The organism is Avibacterium endocarditidis (assembly GCF_002921145.1).
GTDB classification, from domain to species: domain Bacteria; phylum Pseudomonadota; class Gammaproteobacteria; order Enterobacterales; family Pasteurellaceae; genus Avibacterium; species Avibacterium endocarditidis.
In genome coordinates this window covers 1-11,315 of record NZ_PQVI01000103.1, presented here as the reverse complement: position 1 = coordinate 11,315, position 11,315 = coordinate 1, and the positions used below count along the sequence as shown (strand labels likewise).

General features: G+C 42.4%; 7 protein-coding genes and 5 pseudogenes. 5 read left to right on the top strand and 7 right to left on the bottom strand.

All coding sequences use genetic code 11. The features are described 5' to 3' along the window. The 3 genes and pseudogenes from C3Z13_RS08325 to fbpC form a co-directional block, all read left to right on the top strand. A pseudogene (locus tag C3Z13_RS08325) lies at window positions 1-325 on the top strand (hypothetical protein); the annotation flags it as partial. Window positions 326-607: 282 nt separating this feature from the next. Continuing rightward, window positions 608-2,397 (top strand): annotated as a pseudogene (locus C3Z13_RS08320) (ABC transporter permease); the annotation flags it as partial. 12 nt (window positions 2,398-2,409) lie between these two features. Then, window positions 2,410-3,459: a ferric ABC transporter ATP-binding protein gene (fbpC, locus tag C3Z13_RS08315; protein ID WP_103855612.1), complete on the top strand. Its 1,050-nt coding sequence runs from the start codon at window positions 2,410-2,412 to the stop codon at window positions 3,457-3,459. 84 nt (window positions 3,460-3,543) lie between these two features. Here fbpC and rsmC read toward each other — a convergent pair. From rsmC to C3Z13_RS08300, 3 genes and pseudogenes are all read right to left on the bottom strand, one after another. After that, window positions 3,544-4,535, bottom strand: a pseudogene (gene rsmC, locus C3Z13_RS08310) (16S rRNA (guanine(1207)-N(2))-methyltransferase RsmC). 146 nt (window positions 4,536-4,681) lie between these two features. Further along, complete coding sequence (locus C3Z13_RS08305; protein WP_103855611.1) at window positions 4,682-5,188, bottom strand: DUF2301 domain-containing membrane protein; 507 nt, start codon at window positions 5,186-5,188, stop codon at window positions 4,682-4,684. Beyond that, a complete protein-coding gene (locus C3Z13_RS08300; RefSeq protein ID WP_103855610.1) occupies window positions 5,181-6,089 on the bottom strand; it encodes a helix-turn-helix domain-containing protein in 909 nt (302 codons plus the stop codon). The genes C3Z13_RS08305 and C3Z13_RS08300 overlap by 8 nt, the downstream gene beginning before the upstream one ends. A 150-nt stretch (window positions 6,090-6,239) precedes the next feature. Between C3Z13_RS08300 and C3Z13_RS08295 the strand changes: the two genes are divergently transcribed. After that, a complete protein-coding gene (locus C3Z13_RS08295) occupies window positions 6,240-6,575 on the top strand; it encodes a carboxymuconolactone decarboxylase family protein (protein ID WP_103855609.1) in 336 nt (111 codons plus the stop codon). Between the two features lie 47 nt (window positions 6,576-6,622). On the opposite strand, the gene tldD is transcribed toward C3Z13_RS08295, so the two are convergent. The 4 genes and pseudogenes from tldD to rng form a co-directional block, all read right to left on the bottom strand. Next, entirely contained in the window at window positions 6,623-8,071 is a 1,449-nt protein-coding gene (gene tldD / locus C3Z13_RS08290) for a metalloprotease TldD (RefSeq protein WP_103855608.1), read from the bottom strand. A gap of 70 nt (window positions 8,072-8,141) precedes the next feature. After that, a complete protein-coding gene (locus tag C3Z13_RS08285; RefSeq protein WP_103855607.1) occupies window positions 8,142-8,495 on the bottom strand; it encodes a type II toxin-antitoxin system PemK/MazF family toxin in 354 nt (117 codons plus the stop codon). 1 nt (window position 8,496) lies between these two features. After that, window positions 8,497-8,769: an AbrB/MazE/SpoVT family DNA-binding domain-containing protein gene (locus tag C3Z13_RS08280; protein ID WP_103855606.1), complete on the bottom strand. Its 273-nt coding sequence runs from the start codon at window positions 8,767-8,769 to the stop codon at window positions 8,497-8,499. A gap of 192 nt (window positions 8,770-8,961) precedes the next feature. Further along, window positions 8,962-10,436 (bottom strand): annotated as a pseudogene (gene rng / locus C3Z13_RS08275) (ribonuclease G). Between the two features lie 133 nt (window positions 10,437-10,569). Here rng and cmoB point away from each other — a divergent pair. Next, window positions 10,570-11,315 (top strand): annotated as a pseudogene (cmoB, locus tag C3Z13_RS08270) (tRNA 5-methoxyuridine(34)/uridine 5-oxyacetic acid(34) synthase CmoB); the annotation flags it as partial.

The following is an 11,315-nucleotide window of genomic DNA, read 5'->3' as shown; positions in this document are numbered from 1 at the left end:
ACAAGGTGCGCCCATTGAACTTGTCGTACCTTGCGAAGGCACAGGTTATGAGCTTGGTGGCGTAAGCGTTATTAAAAATGCGCGTAACTTAAAAAATGCACAATTATTTGCTGATTGGGTAATGTCAAAAGAGGCGCAAGAATTGTCGTGGAAAGAAGCACAATCTCATCACGTTGCCACAAACATTAATGCCGAGCCTTCACCTTACGCACTCAAACCTGCTGATTTGAATTTGATCGATTATAATTTTGATAAATTTGGTTCAAACGAAACACGCCGCCATCTTATTGACAGATGGGTGAATGAAGTAAAATTGGCGAAATAATCGCTGTTTCACGGAGATGTTATGAAAAAGCTGTCACAGATGTTTAATAGCAGCCTATTTTGGATTTTGCTCGCATTGTTGGGCTTTATCTGTTTGCCTTCTATGGCGTTGTATTATGGTTTGGCAGAATCCACGCCTGATGAAATTTATGAAGCAATGGGCTGGGCGAGCTTTAATTTAAGTTGGTTTTGGTTTGCTGCATTAGCTTTTGTGCCAATTTTGTCTGCTGTTTTCAAAGGGAAACGGCAGCAAAGTCTGGCAGAATTTCTGGCGGTGTTGGCGATTTTCCTATTTGTGTTTATTTCTGCCACAATAGAAAAATTCAATCTCGGCTATTCCATTTTTGTCCTAATGTTGAGCCTGATTGCCCTTGCCACTCAAGGCTTGGCAAAGATGAAAGTGATGCAAGGGGATAAATTCATCATCACCTCGCTGATTAGCATTGTCTTGCTGATTTTCTTTTTTATTGTGTATCCCACCTTGGCGATTTTTATCTCGATGTTTTATGACAACGGCGAATTTGTGCCAAGCCAAGTAATCAGCATTGTCGAAAAACCTTACATCATTCGGATAATCGGTAATTCCCTTAGTGTAGCAATTACGGTGGGCATTTTAGCTACATTATTTGGTTTGATTTTTGCTCTTTACACCACTCGCATTGCTAAACGCACCGCCGTGATCGGAAAGATTTTCTCCATTTTGCCGATTGTAACTCCGCCTTTTGTGGTGGGGTTAGGGGTAACCTTAATGCTTGGGCGTTCAGGTTATGTTACGGAATTTTTAGTGGAATATTTTGGCTTTAGCAGCAACTGGTTATATGGTTTTACTGGGATTATCATCGCCCACACGCTTGCGCTAACGCCAATGGCTTTTATGATTTTAGAAGGGCGTTAAAATCCATTCATCCATCTATTGAAGAAGCGGCATATACGCTGCGTTCAAACCGCTATCAAGCCTTTTTCAATATTATTTTCCCCTTGCTCAAACCAGCGCTTGCCAATGCCTTTTTAGTGGTGGCAATCCAATCTTTAGCAGATTTTAGTACCCCACTTGTGCTAGGCGGCAGCTTTGATGTGATTTCTTCGCAAATTTATTTCTACATTGCAGGATCACAGTTAGATTATGCTTCGGCCAGCACCTTAGGCAGTATTTTGCTGATCTTCTCTTTGGCGATTTTTGTGATCCAATATTTATGGATCGGCAATCGCTCTTACGTCACCGTTTCAGGCAAATCCTATCGCGGTGATGTGCAAGATTTGCCAAGTGCGATGAAATTTTTCATTATTTTTACCCTTGGTTTCTGGGTGCTGTTTAATGCGGTACTATACGGCAGTATTTTCTACGGCAGCTTTACAATGAACTGGGGCGTGGATTACACTTTTACCTTTAAGCATTATCTCACCTTATTCGGACAAGGCTTTAGTGACGGCGCTTGGCCATCGCTGATTCATACGGTAATTTTTGCCGCCACCGCTGCTCCGATTACAGCGATTTTTGGCTTATTGATTGCCTACATCACCGTGCGCCGTGATTTTAAAGGCAAGAAAACCCTTGAATTTTTAACCTTGCTTTGCTTTGCCGTACCAGGAACGGTAGCGGGGGTTTCCTATATTCTTGCTTTTAACAATGCGCCAATTTATATCACAGGGACAAGTATCATCATCGTGCTTTCAATGGTAATGCGTAATATGCCTGTGGGTATGCGCGCTGCCGTGGCAGGTTTAGGGCAGCTTGATAAATCCCTTGATGAAGCCTCGCTTTCACTCAAAGGCAGCTCGTTAAAAACCATTTGGTATATTGTCTTCCCACTGCTTAAGCCAGCATTGCTTTCCGCGTTGGTAACCAGTTTTGTACGCGCAATGACTACGGTCAGCGCCATTGTCTTCTTAGTTACCGCAGATACAAGGGTTGCCACTTCTTATATTCTAAACCGCGTAGAAGACGGCGAATACGGCGTTGCCATTGCTTATGGCTCAATTTTAATCGTGGTAATGATGGCAATTATTTTGCTATTTGACTGGTTGGTGGGCGACACGCGAATTGCTCGTTCTAAAGCGAAAAAAATGAATTAATAGGTTGTAAAAATGAAGAATAATGATTTTTTAGTGTTAAAAAATGTGACTAAATCCTTCGGTAAAGCGGTGGTGATCGATGATCTCAATCTTTCTATTAAACAAGGCTCAATGGTTACCCTGCTCGGGCCTTCTGGTTGCGGAAAAACCACCGTGCTACGCCTTGTGGCTGGGCTAGAAAGCCCTACTTCTGGGCAAATTTTTATTGACGGAGAAGATGTCACTAAATCTTCCATTCAAAATCGTGATATTTGTATCGTGTTTCAGTCTTATGCGCTGTTTCCACATATGTCCATTGGGGATAATGTAGGCTACGGTTTGCGTATGCAGGGCGTGGGATCGGCAGAGCGCAAACAACGGGTTAAAGAAGCCTTGGAATTGGTGGATTTGGCGGGCTTTGAAGATCGCTATGTGGATCAAATCTCAGGTGGCCAGCAACAACGTGTCGCCTTAGCACGTGCGCTGGTGCTAAAGCCTAAAGTGCTATTGTTTGACGAACCGCTGAGCAACCTTGACGCTAATTTACGCCGCAGTATGCGTGAAAAAATCCGCGAGCTGCAACAACGCCTTGGCATCACTTCCCTTTATGTAACCCACGATCAAAGCGAAGCCTTCGCCGTGTCTGATGAAGTGATCGTAATGCACAAAGGCAAAATTATGCAAAAGGCTTCTGCGAAAGAGCTTTATCAACACCCTAACTCGTTGTTTTTGGCAAATTTTATGGGGGAAAGTAGCATCTTTGACGGCAAACTTGAAAACGGCACGATAACGGTTAATCAATACGCGTTCACCTTGCCAAATGTACAATCCTTCGGTTTGCCAGACGGAGAATGTTTAGTCGGCATTCGCCCTGAAGCGGTACGCCTTTCAGCGCAAGGCGATGCTACTCAACGCTGTGAAATTCAAAGTGCGGTGTATATGGGTAATCACTGGGAAATTGTGGCGCAATGGGGCGGTAAACCGCTACTCATCAACTGCCAGCCTGATAGTTTTGATCCTGCTATCAAACAAGCCTATGTGCATTTTGCTGACTATGGCGTGTTCTTACTGAAAAAAGAATAGTGCATTTCGTTGCAATGGCTTACAACAGCCGATTAAAAAAGTGCGGTGGAAAATTTAGCAAAAAACCACCGCACTTTATTTATCTTAATAATGCACTGAGTACACTTTAAATTTATTGGTTTTGGCCAAAACTTGATGCGAGCCAAAATGCTGATCCAACAAATCTGCATAAGGTAAGAAAGCATTAGCAACAATGCGTAACTCGCCCCCTTCATTTAAATGCCATTTAGCTTGCTGAATAAGCTCAGACACTGCGCGAAATGCAGTATCCACGCCATCGTGAAAAGGCGGGTTAGAAATAATCAAGTCAAACTTGCCTTCTATTTGTGAAAACACATTGCTTGCTAACACATCTGCTTCAAGTTGATTTTCTATCAAAGTACGCTCTGCTGAAGCAATAGCTAAAGCGTGAATATCCGTCATCACAAGATTCACACTTGGATTATGCTGTTTAATATAGCTTCCAATCACACCTGCACCGCAGCCCATATCTAGCACACGACCTTTGATCGGACGCTCTAATGTTGAAAGCAATAATGCCGTTCCCACATCTAATTCCGCTGCGCTGAATACTCCCGGCAAGCTGAAAATCGTCAAATCACCAAGTTGCGCGTGCTGATAAGATTTCCAATATTTGGCTAAATCAAAGTGCGGTGGATTTTCAAACAAAAATGATAAAGCCCACAACGTCTTGCGCTATCAATTTTGCCAATTTCGCCGAAAGGGGAAAGCGTTTTTTCCGCTGAACGTACTCCACTGCGATTTTCACCAATAATCAACACTTCTTGCTCAGGCTCGCATTGTGATAAAAGCTGCATTAATTGCAACTGATTTTCTTGTTTATTTTTCGTCCAATAATAAACGATTAAATCAGCCTTTGGCACAAAATCTACGGAAAAATCCACCGCACTTTTGTTTTCGGCATAATCAAAATACCACGTCCAGCAATGAACTGATTGCGCTTTGTTGCGTAATTGCTGTGGAAAATCATCATTCAATGCCCCAGCAAATAATACATTTCGATTTTCAAATAAAGAAAGATGGCGTTCTAGCACTTGGCTTTCAGGTGAAATCACGGGTTTATCCTATTCTTAAAAAATATCAATAAAGTCCTACGTTGATAAAAGCAGGAATGAAACTGCTGAATTCTATAATGCGAAATCAGTCAAGACAATAATCTCTTTGTAAATAAAATTTTTCCCTGCATTGATTTTGCAGGCAATTAAATTTGATATTTACCCTTATCGCCAATATCAAAATGTAACGGCATTCGCCATTTTTGGATCGCAAGCACGGCAAAAAGTAATCCAGAAATAACGGATAATCCATTGAGCAGTAAGGAATAATTCAGCACTTTTGCAAACCACAATAAAGCAAGAAAAACAGGTTGCCAATTTAATCCCCAAATACGAAAACAAAAATATTCTTTAAATGCCAAACCGCCAAGTGTCAGCAAAGCGCCGCCCATAGCCAGTTGCGGCATTCCATATAAATGGCATAACAATGCCGCCCAAGTGGCAAATTGCAGTAGAAAACGGATATTTTTCAAATAAATATGTAATGATGAAGCACAACATAACGCCGCACTGAGTAATCCTAAATAAGTCACCTCTGGATAATAAGGCAAAAGCGCTGTCATTATTGCCGCTAAGACAAAACCTAAACGATAAATGATGACGGTAAAATAATCACACCAATCCATCGGTGATTGAATATGTGGATCAGCCATCTGTTTCTCCTTGTTTACGATATTGATTTGGCGAAATGCCGTAATATTGCTTAAAGACGCGGCTAAAATAAGCCTCTGACTGGTAGCCAATATCCAAAGCAATGGTAAGAATGTTTTTCTGCGTTGTTTTTAATAGCATTGATGCCTGCTGCATACGAACTTGGGAAAGAAATTTCCCTGGTGTCGTATCCATTTTCTTTTGGAAAACTCGAATAAAATTGGCGCGCGACATATTCGCTATTTCTGCCAAGGTTTCCATATTCCAATTTTTCTCTGGATTTTGCAAAATTGCTCGCACTGCTACCGCTAAACGCTTGTCCTGTAGCACCGCGAGCAGCCCCATTTTGCTTTCGTGCTTTTCAATATAATGCCGTAAAATGTAGGAAAATAGCACAGATGAAAGGGCATTAATAATAGATCTGCCTGCAAATTGCGCTTTCCCTTCAGCTTCAATACGGAATAATGCGACAAGTTGCTCAATCGGCGTTTGATACATCGAAAAATGCAAAATATGCGGCAGAATTTTGAATAAAATAGACTGCTTATCGTAATAAAACGCCCCACAGAACATTTCAAAATCACTTTTTTCTACACTATTGCTCGCCACTTGAAATAGTCCATTTTCACGCTTATCAATTAAGGTTTGTGTATTTTCCGCAAATTTTCGGCTTTGAATATAGTGCAACTCCCCCTCAGGTAAAAAGAAAATATCTCCCGCTTTCAGCAAAATTTTTTCTTTATTGACAATAACTTCACACTCACCGCGCACAATAATATGAAAAACGCCCATATTTTGCCCCGCACTTGGTTGTAGCGACTGCCAATCCCCCTGAAACAAACAATGGGTGTGAATTTCCCCTTCAATTTGAGCCAGTTCAATTAAATGATCCAAAATATCCAATGCTTTCTCCTTGTGCTAAACCAGCATCATAACGTATTTTGTTAGACTTTTTTAACCAAAACTTGAGATGATTTTGCAAGATAACTCTAACAAATCATCTCATAATAACACAAATTAAATAGCTATGATTTGATTAAATAGGAGTAAACAATGTTTAAAGACTGGAAACAAGAAAAGGCCCACGTTAAACAATCGTTCAGTGAACTTGGCAAAAAATACCCGAAAATGCTACAGGCATATGGCGCATTATCAAGTGCAATAGAAGCCTCCGCACTCGATGCCAAAACCCGTGAGCTCATTGCCCTTGCCGTTGCCGTGACCACACGCTGCGAAAGCTGCATTGCAGTACACGCAGATGAAGCTGTCAAAGCAGGCGCAACGGAAGAAGAAGTTGCCGCAGCATTAGCTACGGCAATTGCCCTCAACGCTGGCGCTGCCTATACTTATTCATTAAGAGCTTTAGAGGCGTTTAACGTTAATAAATAATTCATAAAAAAACCTAGCGATAGCGCTAGGTTTTTTACAAAAGTAAACTAACTCGTCCCACCCACCGTAATTTCTTCAATTTTTAATGCAGGTTGGCCGACCCCAACGGGTACGCTTTGACCTTCTTTGCCGCATACGCCGATGCCGTGGTCGATTTCTACGCTGTCGGCCACCATTGAGATATTTTGCATCACTTCAATGCCGCTGCCGATAAGGGTTGCACCTTTGACTGGTTTGGTGATTTTGCCATTTTCGATTAAATAGGCTTCAGAGGTTGAGAACACGAATTTGCCTGAAGTAATGTCCACTTGGCCGCCACCAAAGTGCGGTGCAAAAATGCCACGATCTACGGAAGCAATCAAATCGTCAAATTTACTTTTTCCTTCAAGCATATAAGTATTGGTCATTCTTGGCATTGGCAGATGAGCATAACTTTCACGGCGACCATTGCCCGTAGGTGCCCCCCCCATCAAGCGCGCATTCATTTTATCTTGCATATAGCCTTGCAAAATACCGTCTTTAATCAATACGTTACATTGGCTTGGCACGCCTTCGTCATCAATGGTGAGCGAGCCTCGGCGATTTGGCAATGTGCCGTCATCAACAATGGTGCAAAGCGGTGAAGTTACCAGCTCGCCCACTTTGCCCGTAAATAAGGAACTTTCTTTACGATTGAAATCCCCTTCTAAGCCGTGTCCGACCGCTTCGTGCAATAGCACGCCCGGCCAGCCCGCACCAAGCACAACAGGCATTAATCCAGCAGGTGCTGGGATCGCATTAAGATTCACCAAAGCTTGTCGCACCGCTTCTTTGGCAAACGCCACTGCGCGCATTTCGCCGTTGTCTATCTCAAAGAACCAATCTAATCCAAAGCGTCCGCCGCAACCTGCGCCACCACGCTCACGCTTGCCATCTTCTTCCACCAAAACAGAAATAGACAAACGCACTAAAGGGCGAATATCCGCGGCTAATGTGCCATCAGTGGCGGCAATCAACACTTCTTCATAAATTGCACTTAAACTAGCAGAAACTTTGGTAACACGCGGATCAGCCGAACGCGCAGTGCGATCCACCAGATGCAATAATTCAATTTTCTTTTCTTTACTGAGGCTTTCCAGTGGATTAATCGCCGCATAGCGTTGCACCGCAGAAACTGGTGTGAACGGCTGTGGCAAAATAAAACTTTGTTGCGTAGGCTGCGCAATGCCTTTCACTGCATTGGCACATTGCTGCAGACTCGCCAAGTTAATTTGATCCGCATAAGCAAAACCAGTTTTCTCACCACTCACCGCACGCACGCCCACACCGCGATCAATATGAAAACCGCCCTCTTTAATAATACCGTCTTCTAACACCCAACTTTCATCTTGGCTAAGCTGGAAATATAAGTCCGCATAATCAATATTGCGGTGATCCATTAGGTTAAACACATTCATTAAATCTTGCGTTGCCAACTGACTCGGCGCAAGTAGGGATTGGGTTACTTTATTTAGCATTGTTTTCTCGTTTTAATCATCATTAAAAATAAAAAAGCTGTTAGTCAAGCTAACAGCTTAAACCATAATATTAATCTCTGAGTATGGATTCAACAATATCTTGCACTTCTGACACAATATAATCTGGTGCAGATTCTAATTTCTTCGCATCTCGATTTCTAAAATCAATGGTTCTTGTTTGATAAGCTAGAATAATACCTTGCGTTTTACAGCCTGTACCGCTTAAGGTAACAGCAAAGCCATTTTCTCTTGCCATTTCAGCGTTACCTTGTGTAATCGGCGCAATTTTCATAAAACCCAATTGATGAAAAGCACGACTACTCAGCACTAACGCAGGTCTGCGTTCTCCTTGAATTTCTTTTCCAACCGTCGGATTTAAACACACCGAGATAATATCACCACGATCAAAGGGCGATTTTACCATATTAAACTTCGCCTCCCACAGGTTCAATGGAATCCCATTCATCGCAAGCAGGCAACGTTTTATGCGATGTCATTGCGATACGTTCCGCAAGGCTTAATCTTTTTTTCTTTACCTTGCTTGGATTGGGTAGCACAACAACTTTAATGGTTTGTTCATCAACTTGCGCAAATTCCAACATATCTCCCGCATTTAAATTCATTGCAGCAGCAAAATCCTTTGGCAAACGCACGGCTTTACTATTTCCCCACTGTTTGATTTCAACTTTGATATTCATTGCTTTACTCACTTTCACAAAACAGTTAATGTATCATCAAATGATACGTTGATAATTTACGCTAATTTCTCAAGTCGTGCAAGAAAGGAATGCTGATTCCGCAGGGCTTATCGCAAAAAATTCGTAAAAAAAGACCGCACTTATCTGCCTTAATCTACTCTCAAACAAAGTGCGGTGCTTTTTGAGGAAGTTTTACATTACTACCACGTCAAACTGTTCTTGGTGGTAATACACTTCGGTTTTTATTTGAATTTGTTTGCCAACGAATACTTCTAATTCTGCCACGAGTCCGTGGCTTTCTTCGTTGATCAAATAATCCGCTACGGCTCTTGAAGCATACACCACAAATTTTTCACTGTCGAAAAGGTGATGTACGCGGATAATTTCACGCATAATTTCGTAGCAAATGGTTTCTACGGTTTTCACTCGTCCACGTCCGCTACATTCAGGGCATTCATCACATAGAACGTGTTCTAAACTTTCGCGGGTGCGTTTGCGCGTCATTTCCACCAAACCGAGCTGAGTAAAGCCGTTCACACTGGTTTTTACGCGATCTTTCGCCAGCGCTTCTTGTAAAGATTCCAGCACGCGGGTTTGATGCTCTTCTTTTTGCATATCAATAAAATCAATGATGATAATGCCGCCGAGATTGCGTAGCTGAAGCTGTTGCGCAATGGCTTTGGTGGCTTCAATATTAGTATTGAAAATGGTTTCTTCAAGGTTACGATGCCCCACGAATGCGCCGGTATTAATGTCAATGGTGGTCATTGCTTCCGTTTGTTCTATGATGAGATAGCCGCCCGATTTGAGATTAACACGCTTGTCTAATGCGGTATGAATGGCATTTTCCACCCCATAGACATCAAACAAGGGTTGCTTGCCTGAATGTAGCATTAACTTGTCCGTCAAACTTGGGATAAATTCTTCGGTGAATTGCTTCACTTCATCAAAGCAAAGATGGGAATCAATGCGGATTTTTCTAAATCGACTCCAATAAAATCACGCAAAATACGCTGCGGCAGCGCAAGTTCACCATAAAGCATTGAACGTGTTGGATATTTTGCGCGGCGCTCCATTACCTTGCGCCATAAGCGTTTTAAAAATTCGGCATCTTGCAGCAGATCTTCCTCTCGCGCCCCTTCCGCCGCCGTACGAATAATAAATCCGCCTAATTCATCGCAAAACGGTAATACCAGATCTTTTAAGCGCGCACGTTCTTCTTCGCTTTCAATCCGTTGCGACACGCCAACGTGGCTATTTTCTGGCATAAACACGAGATAGCGAGAAGGTAGCGTAATATCCGTGGTCAGCCTTGCGCCTTTCGTGCCAAGGGGATCTTTCACCACTTGCACCACAATATCTTGCCCTTCACGCACAAGCTCCGCAATGTCTTTGACGATGAACTGTTTTTTCTCGTTCTCATCTACACATTCTGTATGCGAAACAATGTCAGAAGCGTGCAAAAAGGCCGCTTTTTCCAAGCCAATATCCACAAAAGCTGATTGCATTCCGGGCAACACACGCGTTACTCGCCCTTTATAAATATTGCCAACAATGCCACGTTTGGCTTGGCGTTCGATATGCACTTCTTTCAAAATCCCCGTATCCACAAGGGCGATGCGGGTTTCACTTGGCGTTACATTAACTAATAATTCTACGGTTTCCATATTAATCTTATTTGCTTATTTTTCTGCTGGCTAGTCTAGCGAAAAGGGAAATAGAATAACAGTACCAAATCAGGTAAAATATGACCTTTCTCAAATTTTAACTATTTCTTTTGGAATGTTCAGTTTATAAATTATGATCGATTTTCGTCCTTTTTATCAACAAATTGCAACCGGCCCGCTTTCTGCTTGGCTTGAAACGTTACCCGCTCAACTTAAACAGTGGGAAAAGCAAACTCACGGCGATTACGCCAAATGGGCAAAAATTGTAGATTTTCTGCCTGATTTGCACGCCAATCAGATTAATTTAAAAAGTGCGGTGCAATCTGAGGGCGATTTTGAACTCAGCGCAGGCGAGCGTCAGCGCATTATTTATCATCTCAAGCAATTAATGCCTTGGCGCAAAGGGCCTTATCATCTTTATGGCATTCATATTGATTGCGAATGGCGTTCTGATTTCAAATGGGATCGCGTGCTGCCTCACCTTGCCCCACTCAACGATCGCGTGATTTTAGATGTGGGCTGTGGCAGTGGTTATCATATGTGGCGAATGGTGGGTGAAGGCGCAAAAATGGTAGTGGGCATCGATCCTACTGAATTATTTTATGCCAATTTGAAGCGGTGCGTAAATTACTAAATAATGACCGCCGTGCCAATTTAGTCCCCCTGGGCATTGAGCAAATGCAGCCTTTAGGTGTGTTTGATACCGTCTTTTCAATGGGCGTGCTGTATCATCGCAAATCGCCTTTTGAACATTTTGCACAATTGAAAAATCAGCTAAGAGCTGGCGGTGAATTAGTGATTGAAACCTTAGTTATTGATGGTGATGAAAACACGGTGCTTGTGCCACAAGATCGCTACGCAAAAATGAAAAACGTGTAT

Excerpts from the sequence above, each read along its gene's own strand:
- fbpC (WP_103855612.1), top strand. The coding sequence starts at position 2,410 with ATGAAGAATAATGATTTTTTAGTGTTAAAAAATGTGACTAAATCCTTC.
- C3Z13_RS08305 (WP_103855611.1), bottom strand. The coding sequence starts at position 5,188 with ATGGCTGATCCACATATTCAATCACCGATGGATTGGTGTGATTATTTT.
- C3Z13_RS08295 (WP_103855609.1), top strand. The coding sequence starts at position 6,240 with ATGTTTAAAGACTGGAAACAAGAAAAGGCCCACGTTAAACAATCGTTC.
- tldD (WP_103855608.1), bottom strand. The coding sequence starts at position 8,071 with ATGCTAAATAAAGTAACCCAATCCCTACTTGCGCCGAGTCAGTTGGCA.
- C3Z13_RS08285 (WP_103855607.1), bottom strand. The coding sequence starts at position 8,495 with ATGGTAAAATCGCCCTTTGATCGTGGTGATATTATCTCGGTGTGTTTA.
- C3Z13_RS08280 (WP_103855606.1), bottom strand. The coding sequence starts at position 8,769 with ATGAATATCAAAGTTGAAATCAAACAGTGGGGAAATAGTAAAGCCGTG.